Raw genomic sequence first — 18,586 nt, 5'->3', positions numbered from 1 at the left:
TTCGGAGACAGGCATTGGATTTAGGGATTGATCCGACGGCTTTGGCCGCGGGCTCGCATGTGGTGACGGGTAATATCATGATGTTCGGCACCATCGCATTTGTCGGTTTTTTCGGGCGACTGGTCTTTGTCGCCTTTGGTCCGGGGGTGGCGCAGGCCAATCCGCTCGGACATCTGTCCGGCTTTGGGCATATTCTGGTGGCAGTGGCGCTATTTGCCGGGGCGCTGCATCTGTCGGGCAAGACCGTCAAGGCGCAGGTCCTGTTCAAACGTCATCTGGTCGATCCGGTCATCGTCACCCTGCTGGGGCGGGACAGCTGCGATCCGCAGGGGGAGGCCTATTGTGTCATGGTGTTTGAAGATGGCCGCGAGATGAGCGTCAACTGGCATGACACGCGAGTTCATATGTATGAGCTGCTGAACCCTGTGGAGCTGCCGCTGTGGTCGTCGCTGCGGCCGCGCGAACGCCCGGAGGCGGGCACCACAGAAGCGCCAGCCGACGTCTGAAACCAGACGGCCCGCCAGCGGAACTGACGGGCCGTCTCATTCTATATGCTTTGGAACCAGCCTTGCGGGGCGATCAGTTGACGATGGTCGCCTCGGTGGCGGCGCGCAGCTCTGCCTCGCTGACGCCCTCGGCGGTCTCGACGATCTTCAGGCCGCCCTCGACCACATCCAGCACGCCGAGATTGGTGATGATGCGGTCGACCACGCCCTTGCCGGTCAGCGGCAGGGTACATGCTTTCAGAACCTTGCTGTCGCCATGTTTGTTGGTGTGGTCCATCACCACCACCACACGGCCGACGCCTGCGACCAGATCCATCGCGCCGCCCATGCCCTTCACCAGCTTGCCGGGGATCATCCAGTTCGCCAGATCGCCGTTTTCGGCCACTTCCATCGCACCAAGGATCGCCATGGCGATTTTGCCGCCACGGATCATCGCAAAGCTCTGTGCCGAGTCGAAATAGGCGGTCTGAGGCAGTTCGGTGATGGTCTGCTTGCCGGCGTTGATCAGGTCGGCGTCCTCTTCGCCCTCAACCGGGAAGGGGCCCATGCCCAACATGCCGTTTTCCGATTGCAGCGTTACGTTGACGCCTTCGGGGATGTGGTTGCTGACCAGCGTCGGAATGCCGATGCCGAGGTTCACATACCAGCCGTCCTGCAGCTCCTGTGCCGCGCGGGCGGCCATTTGATTGCGGTCCCATGCCATGTCGCGGTCTCCTTACTTTGCTGCCGGGCGCGTGGTGCGCTGTTCGATGCGTTTCTCGTGATCGCCCTGAATGATGCGGTGCACATAGATGCCGGGCAGGTGGATCGAATCCGGATCAAGGCTGCCGGTGGGGACGATTTCCTCAACCTCGGCCACGCAGATCTTACCGCAGGTGGCGGCGGGCGCGTTGAAGTTGCGCGCGGTCTTGCGGAACACCAGGTTGCCGGTCTCGTCCGCCTTCCAGGCCTTGACGATGGCGAGGTCGGCAAAGATGCCTTCCTCCATGATGTAATCCTCCATCGCGCCATCGGGGCCGGTGGGGAACTGCTTTTCCAGCTTGCCCTCGGCAATCACCGTGCCGACGCCGGTCTTGGTGAAGAAACCGGGGATGCCCGCGCCGCCGGCGCGCATACGTTCGGCCAGCGTGCCTTGCGGGTTGAACTCCAGCTCCAGCTCGCCGCTGAGATACTGGCGCATGAATTCGGCGTTTTCCCCCACGTAGGAGGAGATCATCTTTTTCACCTGTCGGGTCTGCAACAGGATGCCAATGCCGAAATCATCGACGCCGGCGTTGTTGGAGGCAAAGGTCAGATCCTTGGTGCCCGCCTCCTTGATCGCCTGCAACAGCAGTTCCGGAATACCGCAGAGCCCGAACCCGCCTGCGGCGATGAACATGCCATCGTGCAGAACACCGTCCAGCGCTTCGGCAGCGTTGGAATAAACCTTCTTCATATCCATCTCCCTTGATCATCAGCCAGGTTGGCAAAGTTCTGACCTCCGCCGCAGGCAGAGTCAACGATACGGAGAAAGACAGGTATTTCTACGGAGCGGCCCGCGCCACGGGCCGCCCGGCGCTTCCGACGCCTGCGGCTACATGCCCCCGGGCGCCGCGCCAGCGGCGCTATGCCCAACGGGTCGAGGTCCGTCGTCAGACGGGGCTGACCGGGCGGGAGCAGCTGCGATCGGGCCTCGGCACCAGACCGGGCCGACCGGGGGCGCTGATGGCCGCCGCAACAATGGTCGGGCGGCTGCCACAGGATCCCGATCCCGGCACCGGCGGAAAGGATCAGCCTTCGTCGCTGCTGGCTTCGGCGGCTTTCTTCTTGGTGGTCTTTTTGGTCGTGGTTTTCTTCGCGGGGGTCTTCTTTGCCGCCGCTTTCTTGGCCGGAGCCTTTTTCTTGGCACCGGATTTGCCGGCCTTCTCGCTGATCAGCTGCAGCGCCATCTCGACCGTCACATCCTTGGGCTCGACATCCTTCGGGAGGGTCGCATTGACCTTCTCCCATTTGATATATGGCCCGTAGCGCCCGTCCATGATGCTGATGGCGCCGCCGCTTTCCGGGTGCTCGCCAAGCTCCTTCAGCGCCTTGGCTGCGGCGCGACGGCCGCGACCGGGGTTGGCGCGCTTTTCCGCCAGCATTTCAACCGCGCGGTTCATGCCGATCTCAAACACATCGAGTGTCTCCTTGAGATTGACATAGACCGGCTTGTCCTCATCCGGTTTCTGATGCGCGATATAGGGGCCAAAGCGGCCCAGATTGGCCTGAATCACGCCGCCTTCCGGATGTTGACCAACCTCGCGGGGCAGGGTCAGCAGGGTCACCGCCTGTTCCAGCCCGATCTCATTCGGGCCCCAGCCCGGCAGGAAGTCGCGCCCCTGTTTGGGCAGCGACGAACGCGGCGGCTTCTTGTTCTCGGGCGTCGCCTCGCCGCGCTGCACATAAGGCCCGAAGCGGCCGGATTTCAGGTGGATCTCATCACCGTCGTCTTCGCCCAGGATCCGCTCATAGCCTTCGGCACCCTCGCCGGAGATCGGGCGGGTGTAGTTGCATTCGGGATAATTGCCGCAGCCGACAAAGCCGCCGGTGCGCGAGGTCTTGAGGTGCAGCTGGCCCGCGCCGCATTTGGGGCAGATACGCGGATCGGTGCCATCCTCGCGCGGGGGATAAAGCTGCGGCGCAAGTGCTGCGTCCAGCACATCCAGCACCTCGGTGATGCGCAGATCTGAGGTTTCGGCAATGGCTGCCGAGAAATCGCGCCAGAATTTGCCCAGAATATCCTTGTAATCGCGCTGGCCTGCGCTGACGTCATCCAGCTCGCCTTCCAGATTGGCGGTGAATTCATAGCCGACATAGGTGCGGAAGAAATTCAGCAGGAAGATGGTGACAATCCGGCCCTTGTCTTCGGGGAACAGGCGGTTCTTGTCCTTGCGGACATATTCGCGGTCCTGAATCGTGGTGATGACGGAGGCATAGGTGGAGGGGCGCCCGATCCCCAGCTCTTCCATGCGTTTGACCAATGTCGCCTCGGTGAAGCGCGGCGGTGGCTGGGTGTGGTGTTGCAGGCCCAGCACGGATTTGCTGTCGGAGAGGATGGCGGCACCGGTATCGGCCTTTTCCGCCTGTGGCCCCAGCGTGGGCGCGAACTTCAGCGCCTCGCCCTGCATGATCTGGGGCAGGCGCTTGTCGTCTTCGTCCACGACATCGTCGCGGCCCTCTTCATAGACCCGCAGGAACCCGTCAAACAGCATCACCTGACCGGTGGCACGCAGCACCACCTGCGCGTCCTTGGAGCCGATATCAACCGTGGTCCGCTCGAGACGTGCGCCTTCCATCTGGCAGGCGAGGGTCCGCTTCCAGATCAGGTCATAAAGCTTGCGCTGATCATCTTCGGAGACCTTCAGGCTCTTGGCATCGCGGCCCATCTCGGTGGGGCGGATACATTCATGCGCTTCCTGCGCGTTCTTGGCCTTGTTCTTGTAGATGCGTGGCGATGACGGCACATATTCGGCGCCGTAGCGTTTGGCGATTTCGGCGCGGGCCTCCTGCACGGCCTCGGGCGCCATGTCGATGCCGTCGGTTCGCATATATGTAATGTAGCCTGCCTCATAGAGACGCTGTGCTGCATTCATGCACTGCTTGGCGCCCATGCCGAATTTGCGGCTGGCTTCCTGTTGCAGGGTCGAGGTCATGAAAGGCGCGGAGGGGTTGCGGGAGGCGGGTTTAGCCTCGACCGACTGCACCACCATCTCGCGGCTGGCAACTGCCTGAACGGCGAGTTCGGCGGCGGTGGAATTGGCCAGGCTGTATTTGTCCAGCTTGTCGCCGCCCAGAACCGTCAGACGGGCTTCGAATTCCTGGCCGCGCGGCGTTGCTAGGCTCGCCTTTACCGACCAGTATTCCTGCGGGTTGAAGGCTTCGATTTCCAGCTCGCGCTCAACGATCAGGCGCAGGCAGACCGACTGCACGCGCCCGGCAGAACGGGCACCGGGCAGCTTGCGCCATAGCACCGGCGACAGGTTGAAGCCGACAAGATAGTCCAGCGCGCGCCGCGCCAGATAGGCCTCGACCAGCGGCATATCCACCTGACGGGGGTTCTTCATCGCCTCGGCGACCGCTTCCTTGGTGATCGCATTGAAGGTGACGCGGCTGACGGCGGTGTCCTTCTTGATCGAGCGGCGCTTGGTCAGCGCTTCCTGCAGGTGCCAGCTGATCGCCTCGCCTTCGCGATCGGGGTCGGTCGCGAGGATCAGGGCGTTGTCGTCTTTCAGCGCGTCGGCGATGGCCTTGATGTGTTTGCGGCTGTCGGCGCCAACCTCCCAGGTCATCGCAAAATCATCGTCCGGTTCGACCGATCCATTCTTTGCAGGCAGGTCGCGCACATGTCCGTAGGAGGCCAGAACCGTGTAGTCTGAGCCAAGATACTTGTTGATTGTCTTGGCTTTAGCTGGGGATTCTACAACAACAACGGGCATAAATTCGAAAACCTCTATGGGACGGGCTGCGGGCGCTCTATGGCGGGGCAACATGTGGGGTGCAAGGGGAGATTGTCAATCCGGCATCGAATGACCGGGGGCTGATGCGTCAATCAGCGCTGGGGCTTGGGCATGGCCGTGCTGTCTGACGTCGCATCGAAATCACTGCGAACCAGCATTCCGCCCGCCGCGCGGGCCACGGCGCCGGACAGCTCCAGATCGGTGAGCGCCGGTGCCAAATCACGCGAGGGGATCGCCAGATCGCGGACCAGTTGATCCTCCGCCGTCGGGGCGGGGCCGAGCCGGTCGAGGATCTGCTGGTGCAGCGCTGCGGTGTCGCGCAGATTGCGCCGCTCCTTCGATGGTGGCGGCAGTTCGGTGAGGCGGGCGCTGGCCGCAGCCTCCGGCGGTGGCACCGGGCGATCCGACAGTTCCGCCACCACACGGTGCGACAGATCCATTGGCGGCAGCGCCTCGATCACGTCCTGCGCGTTGCGCACCAGCTGGGCGCCGTCGCGGATCAGCATGTTGCAGCCAGCCGCGCGGGCATCAAACGGATGGCCGGGCACGGCCAGCACGTCACGGCCCAGATCCAGCGCATCGCGCGCGGTGATCAAAGAGCCGGATTTGGCGGCCCCCTCGACAACCACCACGGCCTGTGCCGCCCCTGCGATAATGCGGTTGCGGGCCGGAAAATGCCGGGCTTTCGGTGACATGCCCGGCGGGTGTTCGGAGATCATCAGCCCCTGTTCGGCAATATCCCCGGCGAGGCGGGTGTTTTCGGTCGGGTAGATGACATCAACACCACCTGCCATCACGGCGCAGGTGCCGGTGCGCAGGGCCGCCATATGCGCGGCGGTGTCGATCCCGCGGGCCAGCCCGGAGATGATGCAATAGCCCGCTTCGCCCAGGTCCCGTGCCAGCGCGCGGGCCATGCGAACCCCCAGGGAGGAGGCATTGCGGGCGCCGACGATGGCGATGGTGGGCTGGTGCAGCAGGGCCGGATCGCCAACAGCCCAGAGCAGGGGCGGGGCGTCGCGCAGCGCGGCCAGATGTGAGGGATAATCGGCCTCACCAAAGCACAAAAGCCGCGCATTGGCGGCTTCTGCGGCCTTGATTTCGGCGAGTGCCGCATCGACAGAGCATGTTTCATACCCTTTAATGCCAGCGGCGCGTGCCATTTCAGGCAACGCGGATAGCGCGTTCTGCGCTGACCCATATTTCGCGAGGAGACGGTGAAACGTCACCGCGCCAACACGTCTTGAGCGCAACAGGCGGAGCCAGGAAATCCGAATATCTTCCGTGGTGGGTGGGAGTGGGGGGTGAGTGGAAGAATGTGCTTCTTCGGTCATCCTGCGCTCCGCCTTGTTGCAAGACTATGATTAGCTCTTGAGTGGTTAACAGGTGATGAACATAGAGAATTAAAGGCAATATTTTTAAAAAACTCAATTCTAACACGTTCTACTGCAAGTAAAATTTCGCAACCTTTGGGCGTTCGACCGTGCTGCGGGGGGCCTTGCAGGGCCGCTGTGAGACTGCTGCAAATCGTAAAATCAACGAAAAATGCCGCCGAGTCGGCTGGTTAGCGACACGGCGGCGATTCTGATCTTAGGTCTGATGCGTATGGGGGGATGAGGTCAGGTGGCGGAACCGCCAACGGTCAGCCCGCCCATCAGGACCGTGGGTTGCCCCACGCCGACCGGCACCCATTGCCCCTGCTTGCCGCAATTGCCCATGCCGGGGTCCAGCGCCATGTCATTGCCAAGGGCGCGGATCTTGTTCAGGGCCGTGGCGCCATCGCCGATCAGGGTTGCCCCCTTCACCGGTGCGCCGACCTTGCCGTCCTTCACCCGGTAGGCCTCGGTGCAGGAGAAGACGAATTTGCCATTGGTGATGTCCACCTGACCGCCGCCAAAGCCGACTGCCCAGATGCCATCCTTGATGGAGGCCACCAGATCGTCCGGGTTGGCATCGCCGCCCAGCAAATAGGTGTTGGTCATCCGTGGCATCGGCGCATGGGCATAGCTCTGACGGCGCCCGTTGCCGGTGCTCTCCACCCCCATCAGCCGGGCGTTCTGTCGGTCCTGCATAAAGCCGACCAGCTTGCCGTCCTCGATCAGGGTGGTTTTCTGGCTGGGGGTGCCTTCGTCATCAATGGTGATGGAGCCGCGTCGGTCCGGGATGGTGCCGTCATCCAGCACGGTCACGCCCTTTGCCGCGATCTGCTGGCCCATCAGACCTGCGAAGGCCGAAGAGCCCTTGCGGTTGAAATCGCCTTCCAGCCCATGGCCGATAGCCTCATGCAGGAGGATACCGGGCCAGCCGGGGCCAAGCACCACATCCATTTCCCCGGCCGGGGCGGGCACCGCCTCAAGGTTCACGCAGGCAATACGCAGCGCCTCGCGGACCTTGGCCTGCCAGTCTGCGGGCGCGACCAGACCATCCAGCCCGACGCGGCCACCGCCACCGGCGGAGCCGCTTTCGCGTCGACCGTCCTGTTCCACGATCACCGAGACATTGAGCCGGGTCATTGGGCGCACGTCCCGCACCCGGGTGCCATCGGCGCGCAGGATCTCCACCTCCTGAAGCGAAGCCGCCAGCGCGGCAGAGACCTGCACCACGCGCGAGTCCTGATCGCGGGCAAAGGCGTCGATCTCGCGCAGCGTCTCTACCTTTACGGCAAAGGGCATAGCGCCAATCGGATCATCCTCAGTATAAAGTCTGGTGTTGGTGCGCACCGGCGGCGGGGCCATGGTGCCGCCGCCATCGCCCACGGCGAGCCGCGCGGTCTCGGCCGCGCGCTTCAGACCGGAGATCGAGACATCGGTGGAATGGGCATAACCGGCCACCTCGCCATTGACGGCGCGCAGTCCGAACCCCTCGGCAGCGTCATAGCTGGCGTTGCGCAGCCGCCCATCGTCGAACACCAGCGCCTCCGACTTGCGCCGTTCGACGAAAATCTCGCCATCATCGGCCCCCGCGAGTGCCTGACGCAGCACCCCCAGGGCCTCGTCCTCGGGCAGGGTGGTTTCAAACGGGCGGAAGGCTGCGGTATCCATGGTTTGACCTCGGTTTTTTTGATCTAAATCAAGAAAGCGACGCTTTGACGCGAGCATTCCTCTTTAACTGCACGATGGAATATGATTTTTAGCAGCGTCAAAGACAACGGGTCCGGCGCGTTTTGTGGAATCAAACTTCCGACATAGGACGTCGGCGCAGGAATAACTCGATCAACCGATCAACTGATCAGGACATGACATGAAGAACGCTTTGATGCTTTCAGGCCTTTTTTCGGGCCTCTCGAGCCTTCCAGCTATCGCGCAAGACGGTCTGGAAACCATTGGCAAGCCGGTTGACGGCGGCCTCGGCTTCCAGCCCGCGGCGACCGAGCTTGCCGAAGGCATCCATTCTCTGGATTACATGATTCTGGTGATCATCACCGCTGTTTGTGTATTCGTCGGCGGGCTGCTGCTCTATGCGATCTTGCGCTTTAACCGTCGCGCCAACCCGAATGCGGCGCAGTTCACCCATAACACGCCGATTGAAATCGCCTGGACCGTTGTGCCGATCCTGATCCTGGTCTTCATCGGGTCCTTCTCGCTGCCGGAACTGTTCCGCCAGCAGGAAATCCCCGAGGGTGACATCACCATCAAGGTGACCGGCTACCAGTGGTACTGGGGCTATGAATATGTCGACCACGAGTTCGGCTTTGAAAGCTTCATGCTCGCCAAGGAAGATCTGGCTGCCAACGGCTATGCCGAAGACGAGTATCTGTTGGCCACCGACACCGCCGTTGTTGTTCCCGTTGGCAAGACCGTCGTGATGCAGGTGACCGGCGCGGACGTGATCCACTCCTGGACCATCCCGGCCTTTGGTGTGAAGCAGGATGCGGTTCCGGGTCGTCTGGCCGAACTGTGGTTCAAGGCTGACAAGGAAGGCATCTACTTTGGTCAGTGCTCCGAACTCTGCGGCAAGGACCACGCCTATATGCCGATCACCGTGAAAGTGGTGAGCCAGGAGGCTTATGACGCCTGGCTGGAAGGCGCGATCGAAGAATACGCCGGTCTGCCCCAGTCCTATCAGGTCGCCTCCAACTGAGCGACACGACAGGCGCTTGCCTTCGGGCGGGCGCCGCCTAGCTATCACGTGAAATCGGATCGGGCCGCGCCACGTCGCGCGCCCGCTTTGGCAAAGATTGTTCACGATCAAAAGAGAGCACCATGACTGACGCAAGCATCAACGCCAGCACCGTCCAGCAGGGGGACGCGGAGTTCGGGGATTATTTTGCCCTGCTCAAACCGCGTGTCATGTCTCTGGTGGTGTTCACGGCGCTGGTGGGTCTGCTGGCCGCGCCGGTCGGGGTGCACCCTGTCATCGGTTTCAGCGCCATCCTGTTCATCGCCATCGGTGGCGGTGCCTCCGGCGCGCTGAACATGTGGTGGGACGCCGATATCGACCAGGTGATGAAGCGCACCAAGAGCCGCCCGATCCCTGCGGGCAAGGTGGAACCGGGCGAGGCACTGGCGTTGGGGCTGGCGCTGTCGGGCCTGTCGGTGATCATGCTGGCGCTGGCGACCAATGTGTTTGCCGGGGCGTTCCTCGCCTTCACCATCTTCTTCTATGTGGTGATCTACACCATGTGGCTGAAACGGGCGACGCCGCAGAATATCGTCATCGGCGGTGCCGCGGGGGCCTTCCCGCCGGTGATCGGCTGGATTGCAGCGACCGGCAGCATGGCCGTTGAACCCTGGCTGATGTTTGCTCTGACCTTCATGTGGACACCGCCGCATTTCTGGGCGCTAGCGCTGTTCATGCGCTCGGATTATGACGATGCGGGCGTGCCGATGCTGACCGTGACCCATGGCCGCAGGTCGACCCGCAAACATATTCTGATCTACACCGCCCTGCTGGCCCTGCTGGCTGTTGGCACCGCCTTCTCCGGCGTTGGTGGCCCGATCTATCTGGTGGTGGCGCTGGTGCTGAACGCGCTGTTCCTGCATGGCGCCTGGAAGATCTCGCGCCGCGATGAAGACGACAGTGAGGCCGACAACTTCAAGGTGGAGCGCAGTTTCTTCAAGCTGTCGCTGCTCTACCTGTTCCTGCATTTTGGCGCGATCCTGGCCGAGGCGGTTCTGAAACCCTACGGATTGGGAGGCTGGTAATATGAGCCTGCGCAAAGAACATGAGCTGCACCAGAGACGTAAGGGACGCAATGTCGGTGTCGGCGTTCTGCTGGGGTCTTTTGTGGTGCTGGTGCTGGCGCTGACCATCGTCAAGGTCACATCGGCGGGGTTCAAATTCCCGAACACCTCCGCCGCAGAGCAGAGTGAGGGGCAGGGCTGATGGCATTGCAGGGACCACAGAAAACCGTCGTACAGCTGGTTGGTGTTGTTGTCCTGATGGGCGGCCTCGCCTGGGCATCGGTGCCGTTCTATGACTGGTTTTGCCGGGTGACCGGCTTTGGCGGTGTGACGGGCGTTGCCGAGAAGGGGTCGGATACCGTTCTGGATCAGACCATCACCGTACGCTTTGACGCCTCCAAGGAACGCAACATGCCGTGGGAATTCACCCCGGTTGAGCGTGAGATGAAGATCAAGATCGGCGAGACAGGGCTGGCTTTCTACGAGGCCTACAACCCCACCGACCGCCCGGTCGCGGGTCAGGCATCCTATAATGTGACGCCTTATTCGGCTGGTGCCTTCTTTGAGAAAATTGCCTGCTTCTGCTTTGAGGAGCAGGTGTTGCAACCGGGGGAGCGGGTCGAAATGCCCGTGACCTTCTTTGTCGATCCCGAAATTGTCGAGGATCGTGACGGAAAATACGTGCATACGATCACGCTGTCGTACACATTCTATGAAATCGATCTGCCAGAAGGGTATGCCGCCCTTGAAACCGGTGATACAGCCGGGGCAGGCACAAACACGAACTAGGCCGCTTTGGTGAGGGACACTTAAATGGCGCACGCTAAAAATCACGACTATCATATTCTTCCGCCGTCGATCTGGCCTCTGCTCAGCTCGCTTGGCACGTTCATCATGCTGTTCGGTGCGGTTCTGTGGATGCACGGGATCACCGCCTATGCGTTCTGGGGCGGCTTTGTCATGGTGGTCTACAGCGCCTATGCCTGGTGGGCAGAGGTTGTCGCCGAGGCGCGCCAGGGGGATCACACCCCAGTGGTGCGGATCGGCCTGCGCTATGGCTTCATCCTCTTTGTGATGTCCGAAGTGATGTTCTTCTTCGCCTGGTTCTGGTCGTTCTTCAAACATGCGATCTACCCGATGGAGACCTATGTCGGCACCGCCTATGCGGCGCCCGAGATCTACCCGGTCGATGCTTTCCACCTGCCGCTGATCAACACGCTGGTGCTGCTGCTGTCGGGCTGTGCGGTGACCTGGGCGCACCACGCGCTGGTTCACAACAACGACCGCAAGGCGCTGATCCAGGGTCTGGCCATCGGCATCGTTCTGGGCATCTTCTTCACCTTCCTGCAGGGCTATGAATATGCCCACCTGCTGCACGAAGGCTGGCAGTTCGGCGGCGATGAGTTCTACTCGAACTTCTTTATGGCGACCGGTTTCCATGGTTTCCACGTGATCATCGGCACCATCTTCCTGACCGTCTGCCTCATCCGCGCGATGAAGGGGGATTTCACCCCCGAGCAGCACGTGGGTTTTGAAGCCGCCGCCTGGTACTGGCACTTCGTTGACGTGGTCTGGCTGTTCCTCTTCGTGGCGGTCTACGTCTGGGGCACCGCCGGTCTCGCCCACTAAGGGCATCGCCCGAATTGTAACGGGTACAGGTTTAAGGTTTCGAATCCCGACCTGACCCCGTAAGACATGCAGCGCGCGGAGCCATGCTCCGCGCGCTTTCTCATTCGCAAGGACGGCGCGATGCGACGGTTGATCTTTCTCTCCCTTGTTGGCGGTCTGGGCCTCATGGCGCTGCTGTCGCTGGGGATCTGGCAGATCCAGAGACTGGAGTGGAAAGAAGACCTGCTTCAGACCATCGAGGCGCGCATCGCCGCTGCGCCGACGGCGCTGCCGCTGACCCCGACCGAGGAAGACGACCGTTACCGTGCCGTCATAGTCCGCGGTCGGATCGAGCCGGGCGAACTTCATGTCTTCTGGGTGACCAAGGCGGCAGAGACCGGCTATCGCATCATCGCCCCTCTGGTGACGGAGGAGGGCCGCCGCCTGCTTCTGGACCGCGGGTTCATTGCCTCCGCCGCCAAGGAGCGCGCGCGCGCGTTTGGTCCGGTCACGGTTACCGGCAACCTGCTGTGGCCGGATGAAGGCGACTGGACCACACCGGCCCCCGAAGTTGACACCAATATCCTCTATGCCCGCGATCTGGCCTATATGGCAGAGCGGCTCGACACTGAACCGGTGCTGATTGTGGCCCGCAGCGTCGCCCCAGATGCAGCGGTGACACCACAGCCGGTGACCACGGCGGGCATTCAGAACAATCACTTGCAATACGCGATCACCTGGTTTTCGCTGGCCCTTATCTGGGCCGCGATGACCACTTATTTCCTGTGGCGCTCGCGCCCCAAATCCGAAGGCTGAAGCGATGAAATATATCTCGACCCGGGGCCAGGCGCCCGAGCTGACCTTTGAAGACGCCATGCTGACCGGGCTTGCCCGTGACGGCGGTCTTTACGTGCCGGCGGAAATCCCGACCATGTCGAAGGATGAGATCGCGGCCCTTGCCGGTCTCTCCTACGAGGAGGTCGCCTTTCGCGTGATGCGCCCCTTCCTTGGCGATTGCTTCACGGATGAGGAATTCCGCGGCATCATCGCCCGCGCCTATGACGGCTTTGGCCACGCCGCCCGCGCGCCGCTGGTGCAGCTGGCGCCGAACCATTTCCTGCTGGAGCTGTTTCACGGCCCGACGCTGGCGTTCAAGGATTTCGCGATGCAGCTGATCGGTCAGCTGTTTGAAACCGCCCTGAAACGGCGCGGCGACAGCGTGACCATCGTCGGCGCCACCTCCGGCGATACCGGATCGGCGGCGATCCAGGCCTTTGGTGGCTTGGAGGCGGTCAATGTCTTTATCCTCTATCCGCATGGCCGGGTGTCCGAGGTGCAGCGCCGCCAGATGACCACGCCCACCGATGCCAATGTGCATGCGCTTGCCGTGGATGGTGACTTCGACGATTGCCAGGCCGCGCTGAAGGATATGTTCAACGACTTCGACTTCCGCGATGAGGTGAAACTGGCCGGCGTGAACTCGATCAACTTTGCCCGCGTGCTGGCACAGGTGGTCTATTACTTCACCTCCGCCGTGTCGCTGGGCGCGCCGGAGCGCAAGGTCAGCTTCACCGTGCCGACCGGCAATTTCGGCGACATCTTTGCAGGTTTCATCGCCAAGCAGATGGGCCTGCCCATCGACAAGCTGGTGGTCGCCACCAACCAGAACGATATCCTGCACCGCTGCCTGAGCGGGCAGGGCTACCACAAGGGCGAAACCATTCCGTCGATCTCCCCGTCGATGGATATCCAGGTCTCGTCCAACTTTGAACGCGCGCTGTTCTATGCCTACGGGCAAGATGGCGCGGCAGTGGCTCAGCTGATGGAGGAGCTGAAGACAGGCGGTTTCGAGGTGAGCCAGGGCGCCATGCAGGCCCTGCAGGAGCATTACGTGTCCGGTCGCTGCTCGGAGGAGGAAACCTCCGCCACCATCAAATCCGAACGCGCCGCCTCGGGTGAGCTGCTCTGCCCGCATAGCGCCATCGGCGTGAAAGTCGCCAATGAACAGCGTGACACATCGGTCCCGATGGTGACTCTGGCCACCGCCCATCCGGCGAAATTCCCGGCTGCGGTCGAGGCTGCCAGCGGCGTTCATCCGCCTCTTCCCCCGCGCATGGCAGATCTGTATGACAGATCGGAGCGGGTGACGCGGATCGCCAATGATCTGACCACTCTTGAGACACATATCAGAAAGCACATCGCGAATTGACAGTTCAACAGCACCAACTCGCCAACGGGTTCAGGATCGTCACCGAAACCATGCCGGGGCTGCAATCTGCCGCCATCGGCATCTGGGTGACCGCAGGCGGGCGGAACGAGCGGATCGAGCAGAACGGCATCGCTCATTTCCTTGAGCATATGGCGTTCAAAGGCACCAAGCGGCGCAGCGCGCTGGAGATAGCCGAGGCGATCGAGGATGTTGGCGGCTATATCAACGCCTACACCAGCCGCGAAGTGACCGCCTATTACGCCCGCGTGTTGCAGGAGGATGTACCGCTGGCGCTGGATGTCGTGGCCGACATCGTTCTGAACCCGGTGTTCGACCCGCGCGAGATCGAGATTGAGCGTGGCGTGATCCTACAGGAAATCGGTCAGGCGCTGGATACGCCCGATGATGTGATTTTCGACTGGCTTCAGGAAGAAAGCTATCACGATCAGCCCATTGGCCGCACCATCCTTGGTCCCGCCGAGCGGGTGCGAGCCTTTGGCCGCGAAGATCTGGAACGCTTTGTCTCGGAACATTATGGCCCCGGCCAGATGATCCTTGCAGCCTCCGGTGCGGTGGATCACGACGCCATTGTCAAACTGGCCGAAGAGCTGTTTGGCAAAATGCCCCCCAAGACGTTGATTATGCCCGCAGCGGCCAGCTTCACGGGCGGTGAGGCGCGCCATGAAAAGGCGCTGGAACAGGCCCATATCGCACTGGCGTTTGAGGGGCCGGGCTACCGCGACGATGCGATCTATACCGCGCAGATCTACTCCAGCGCACTGGGGGGCGGCATGTCGAGCCGCCTGTTCCAGGAGGTGCGTGAAAAACGCGGGCTGTGCTACACCATCTTTGCCCAGACCGGCGCCTATGCCGATACCGGCACGCTGACGCTTTATGCAGGCACCTCCGGCGATCAGCTGGATGAATTGGCTGGCATCACCATCGACGAGATGAAGCGCGCCGCCAGCGATATGAGCGACGCCGAGGTGGACAGGGCGCGGGCGCAGATGAAGGCGGGGATGCTGATGGGGCTGGAAAGCCCCACCAACCGCGCCGAACGGCTGGCACGGCTGGTGCAGATCTGGGACAAGGTGCCGCCGCTTGAGGAGACCGTGGCGCGGATCGACGCGGTGACCACTGCCGATGTGCGCGCCATGGCCGAAGAGATGGCCCACCGTGCCTCGATGGCTTTGGCGCTCTATGGTCCGGTGGGCGACGCCGCCCCGCTGGCCGCTCTGCAGGAGAGGCGCGCGGCCTGATGTTGCTGACCGGACGCAAGGTGCGTATCGAGACCGAACGCCTGACTCTCAGGCCGCCGGTTCATGCGGATTTTCGCGACTGGGCGGCGCTGCGCCAGCACAGCCAGGGCTATCTCACCCCGTGGGAACCGAGCTGGGCGGCGGATCACCTGAGCCGCAAGAGCTTCACCAATCGGGTCTATTGGGCGCGCCGGGCGGTCAGCTCCGGTTCGGCGCTGCCGCTGTTCCTGATCCGGCGCAGCGATCAGCTGCTGATCGGGGCAATTACCCTCGACAATATCCGTCGTGGGCCTGCGCAGGCGGGCACATTGGGGTATTGGACCGGTCAGCCCTTTGCCCGCCACGGCTATATGCGTGAGGCGATCGGGGCCGTGGTGCATCACGCCTTTACCAAGCTGGACCTCAGCCGGATCGAGGCGGCCTGTCTGCCGGAAAACGCCGCCTCGCGCGGGCTGTTGGAGAGTGCGGGCTTCAAATATGAAGGTGTGGCGCAATCCTATCTGCAAATCAACGGGCGCTGGCGTACCCACGTTCTATATGCTTCCCTGCGCCATGACCGGCGCGGACGCACGCAGGTCGGCCAGGCCTGAGGCCGCGGCGGGCGCGGTCAACGCGGGGGCCGACCCTACAGCACGGCATTAGGAGAGATGCGCATGACCCTGAACCCTGCGGACACCGGTTTTGTCGACCATCTGCGCGCGGTGCTGCCTGCCGATACCCTGCGCCCGGCTGAACCGCGTTATCTGGAAGAGCCGCGTGGCCGCTATCACGGGCAGGCGGGTGTCATCGCCCTGCCGCGCAGCACCGACGAGGTCGCAACGCTGCTGCGGGCAGCCCATGCAGCCCATGTGCCGGTGGTGCCCTATGGCGGCGGCACCGGGCTTGTTGGCGGGCAGATCATGGGGGCCGGGGGGCCGGCGCCGCTGGTGATTTCGCTGGAACGGATGACCGCCCTGCGCGGGGTCTACCCGCAGGAGAACGTTATCGCGGTTGAGGCGGGGATGATCTTGGCCGACGTACAACGCGCCGCCACCGAGGCGGGCCGACTGTTCCCGCTGTCACTCGCCGCCGAGGGCACCGCCCGCATCGGCGGCACCCTGTCCACCAATGCGGGCGGCGTCAATGTGCTGCGCTACGGCAATGCCCGCGATCTCTGTCTGGGACTGGAAGCCGTGCTGCCAACCGGCGAGATCTGGCAGGGCCTCAGCCGCCTCCGCAAGGACAACACCGGTTATGATCTGCGCAACCTGCTGATCGGCGCCGAGGGCACGCTGGGCATTATCACGGCCGCGTCGCTGAAACTCTCCGCGATTCCGGCCGAACAGGGCACCGCGATGCTGACAGTGGCCTCGCCCGCGGCGGCGATTGATCTGCTGGCGATGGCGCGGGACCAGCTGGGCGAGACGATCAGCGCCTTCGAACTGATCCACCGGCAGGGGCTTGAGTTCCTGCGCGAAACCCTGCCAGATCTGCGGCTGCCCTTCAGCGACCTGCCGGACTGGTGCGTGCTGATTGATCTTGGACTGCCGCAGGGCAGCGCCCCGCAGGATGCCTTGGCGCAGCTGTTTGAGACGGCGCTGGCAGCGGGGCTGAGCAGCGATGGCGTCATCGCCCAGTCTGAGGCGCAGCGGCAGGCGCTATGGTCGGTGCGCGAACATATCCCGGAAGGCAACCGCCGCATCGGCTCGGTCTCCAGCCATGATATCTCGATCCCGATTTCGCGCATCCCCGATTTCATTGTCGAAGGTGGCAAGCGTCTGGCGGCCCTGGGAGATATGCGGATCAATTGCTTTGGCCATCTGGGCGACGGCAATCTGCATTACAATGTCTTTCCGGCGCAGGGGCGGGACCGCAGCGCCTATGAGCATCTGCGCGATGAGGTGAAACGCTGCGTCCATGATCTGACCCATGATTACGGCGGCTCGGTCAGCGCCGAACATGGCATCGGGCGGCTGAAGGTTGCCGATCTGGCGCGATATGGCGATCCGGTCAAACTGGCGGCAATGCGGGCGATCAAACAGGCGCTTGATCCGCATGGCATCATGAACCCCGGCGCGGTGGTGCCACTGGCAGATTAGGCAGCGGCGCTACCGTCGTTAGGCCAGTTGCATCCGGGGCCGCGCCGGTCGGCTGCGCATCAGCAGCAGCACCATGATCGCGATATTGAGCCCGTTCCACAGGATCCCGTTCACAAAGGCCAGCTGATAGGACCCGCTGACGTCGTAGATCCAGCCGGACATCCAGCCTCCCAGCGCCATGCCGAGGATGGTCATCATCATCACGAAACCAACTCGCGTTCCGGCTTCCGCCGGGGGCATGTATTCCCGCACCACCAGCGCATAGCTGGGAACGATCCCGCCCTGCGCCAGGCCAAAGATGGCGCTGACCAGATAAAGCGAGACCATGCCGTCATAGGGCAGGTATAGAAACAGCGCGATACATTGCAGGATGGAGCCCACCAGCAGCGTGCGTACGCCGCCGAACCGATCCGCGACCAGCCCCGAAATCACCCGGCTGACCACGCCGCCGAGCAGCATCAGCGACAGCATCTCGGCGCCCACCGTGGGGCCGTAGCCCAGCCCGACGCAATAGGCCACGATATGGACCTGCGGCATCGACATGGCGACGCAGCAGCCAATACCGGCCAGCCCCAAAACCCACTGGAGCTGGCGCGGCGAGAGCCCCGCCCGGGCCGCGTTGCTGGCGGATGCGGCTGCGCTGTGGCCCAGGGCGTCCACCGGGATACGCCGCCGCAGCACCACGGACAAAGGCACGACCACCAGCAGCGTGACCATTGCCAATGTGGCGTAAACGCTGCGCCAGCCGCTTTCGGCCAGCATATCGGCAAGGGCGGTCGGCCAGATCGCCCCGGAGAGGTAGTTGCCACTGGCCACCAGCGCCACCGCGATGCCGCGCCGCCGCTGGAACCAATGCGAAATATCGGCGATCAGCGGACCAAACCCCGCTGCCGTGCCAAGCCCCAGAAACAGATGCGCCGCCGACAGCCAGAGCATATCCGGCGCCAGCATCGCCAGCCCGTAGCTCACCGCACTAAGCGCCGCCGCCGCGCAGAGCGCCAGCGTGATGCCAAACCGGTCTACCAGACGGCCAATCACCAGATTGCCAACGGCAAAGCCGATCATCGTCAATGTATAGGGAAGCGACGCCGCCGCACGGCCTGCGCCAAACTCGGCTTCGACCGCAGGCATCACCACGATCACCGCCCACATGCCGACATTGGCGACGGTGGCAATGGCCAGCGTCACCAGAAGTCTGGTCCAGGAGTAGCGGCTGTCGAGGATTGCGGATGCAGACATGTCGGCACGCTAGGAGACGCGCCGACATGCTGCAACGATAATAACGCCTGTTACCGGGGGAGAGAGGCCTAAAGGCTGCTATTGTTGCA

Annotated in this window: 17 protein-coding genes; 11 read left to right on the top strand and 6 right to left on the bottom strand. The window is 62.8% G+C overall.

Annotation, left to right across the window (positions count from 1 at the left end; translation table 11 throughout):
• Window positions 1-14: 14 nt before the first annotated feature.
• Window positions 15-506: a hypothetical protein gene (locus VWZ87_RS10740; protein WP_416534690.1), complete on the top strand. Its 492-nt coding sequence runs from the start codon at window positions 15-17 to the stop codon at window positions 504-506.
• A 73-nt stretch (window positions 507-579) separates the two neighbouring features.
• Here VWZ87_RS10740 and VWZ87_RS10735 read toward each other — a convergent pair whose 3' ends face one another.
• The 5 genes from VWZ87_RS10735 to tldD form a co-directional block, all read right to left on the bottom strand.
• Window positions 580-1,209: a 3-oxoacid CoA-transferase subunit B gene (locus VWZ87_RS10735; protein ID WP_416534689.1), complete on the bottom strand. Its 630-nt coding sequence runs from the start codon at window positions 1,207-1,209 to the stop codon at window positions 580-582.
• A 12-nt stretch (window positions 1,210-1,221) separates the two neighbouring features.
• A complete protein-coding gene (locus VWZ87_RS10730; RefSeq protein WP_416534688.1) occupies window positions 1,222-1,941 on the bottom strand; it encodes a CoA transferase subunit A in 720 nt (239 codons plus the stop codon).
• Between the two features lie 334 nt (window positions 1,942-2,275).
• On the bottom strand, window positions 2,276-4,963 hold the full coding sequence (topA, locus tag VWZ87_RS10725) for a type I DNA topoisomerase (protein WP_416534687.1): 2,688 nt from the start codon (window positions 4,961-4,963) through the stop codon (window positions 2,276-2,278).
• A 113-nt stretch (window positions 4,964-5,076) separates the two neighbouring features.
• Entirely contained in the window at window positions 5,077-6,315 is a 1,239-nt protein-coding gene (gene dprA, locus VWZ87_RS10720; RefSeq protein WP_416534686.1) for a DNA-processing protein DprA, read from the bottom strand.
• Between the two features lie 285 nt (window positions 6,316-6,600).
• Window positions 6,601-8,022 (bottom strand): metalloprotease TldD, encoded by a 1,422-nt coding sequence (gene tldD / locus VWZ87_RS10715; protein ID WP_416534685.1) that lies wholly within the window; start codon window positions 8,020-8,022, stop codon window positions 6,601-6,603.
• Window positions 8,023-8,221: 199 nt separating this feature from the next.
• Here tldD and coxB point away from each other — a divergent pair, with 199 nt between their 5' ends.
• The 10 genes from coxB (at window position 8,222) to VWZ87_RS10665 (ending at window position 17,258) form a co-directional block, all read left to right on the top strand.
• A complete protein-coding gene (gene coxB / locus VWZ87_RS10710; RefSeq protein WP_416534684.1) occupies window positions 8,222-9,061 on the top strand; it encodes a cytochrome c oxidase subunit II in 840 nt (279 codons plus the stop codon).
• A 122-nt stretch (window positions 9,062-9,183) separates the two neighbouring features.
• The gene (cyoE, locus tag VWZ87_RS10705; RefSeq protein ID WP_340544654.1) at window positions 9,184-10,125 is read left to right on the top strand and encodes a heme o synthase; all 942 of its coding nucleotides are present in this window, start codon (window positions 9,184-9,186) and stop codon (window positions 10,123-10,125) included.
• Window position 10,126: 1 nt separating this feature from the next.
• The gene (locus VWZ87_RS10700) at window positions 10,127-10,306 is read left to right on the top strand and encodes a cytochrome C oxidase assembly protein (protein WP_416534683.1); all 180 of its coding nucleotides are present in this window, start codon (window positions 10,127-10,129) and stop codon (window positions 10,304-10,306) included.
• A complete protein-coding gene (locus VWZ87_RS10695; RefSeq protein WP_340544656.1) occupies window positions 10,306-10,893 on the top strand; it encodes a cytochrome c oxidase assembly protein in 588 nt (195 codons plus the stop codon). Before VWZ87_RS10700 ends, VWZ87_RS10695 begins: the two co-directional genes overlap by 1 nt.
• Window positions 10,894-10,917: 24 nt before the next feature.
• The gene (locus tag VWZ87_RS10690; protein ID WP_340544658.1) at window positions 10,918-11,733 is read left to right on the top strand and encodes a cytochrome c oxidase subunit 3; all 816 of its coding nucleotides are present in this window, start codon (window positions 10,918-10,920) and stop codon (window positions 11,731-11,733) included.
• 120 nt (window positions 11,734-11,853) lie between these two features.
• The gene (locus tag VWZ87_RS10685) at window positions 11,854-12,528 is read left to right on the top strand and encodes an SURF1 family protein (protein ID WP_416535881.1); all 675 of its coding nucleotides are present in this window, start codon (window positions 11,854-11,856) and stop codon (window positions 12,526-12,528) included.
• A gap of 4 nt (window positions 12,529-12,532) precedes the next feature.
• Complete coding sequence (thrC, locus tag VWZ87_RS10680) at window positions 12,533-13,921, top strand: threonine synthase (protein WP_416535769.1); 1,389 nt, start codon at window positions 12,533-12,535, stop codon at window positions 13,919-13,921.
• Complete coding sequence (locus VWZ87_RS10675; RefSeq protein WP_416535770.1) at window positions 13,918-15,180, top strand: M16 family metallopeptidase; 1,263 nt, start codon at window positions 13,918-13,920, stop codon at window positions 15,178-15,180. The genes thrC and VWZ87_RS10675 overlap by 4 nt, the downstream gene beginning before the upstream one ends.
• On the top strand, window positions 15,180-15,770 hold the full coding sequence (locus tag VWZ87_RS10670; protein WP_260105589.1) for a GNAT family N-acetyltransferase: 591 nt from the start codon (window positions 15,180-15,182) through the stop codon (window positions 15,768-15,770). The genes VWZ87_RS10675 and VWZ87_RS10670 overlap by 1 nt, the downstream gene beginning before the upstream one ends.
• Window positions 15,771-15,833: 63 nt before the next feature.
• Complete coding sequence (locus VWZ87_RS10665; protein WP_416535771.1) at window positions 15,834-17,258, top strand: FAD-binding oxidoreductase; 1,425 nt, start codon at window positions 15,834-15,836, stop codon at window positions 17,256-17,258.
• A gap of 18 nt (window positions 17,259-17,276) precedes the next feature.
• Here the strand turns inward: VWZ87_RS10665 and VWZ87_RS10660 are convergent, their stop codons facing one another.
• Window positions 17,277-18,497, bottom strand: coding sequence for a CynX/NimT family MFS transporter (locus VWZ87_RS10660; RefSeq protein ID WP_416535772.1), 1,221 nt, complete (start codon window positions 18,495-18,497; stop codon window positions 17,277-17,279).
• Window positions 18,498-18,586: the final 89 nt, after the last annotated feature.

This window comes from Phaeobacter sp. JH20_37 (genome assembly GCF_048056015.1).
GTDB classification, from domain to species: Bacteria; Pseudomonadota; Alphaproteobacteria; order Rhodobacterales; family Rhodobacteraceae; genus Phaeobacter; species Phaeobacter bryozoorum.
This window is presented reverse-complemented; position numbering and strand designations above follow the sequence as displayed.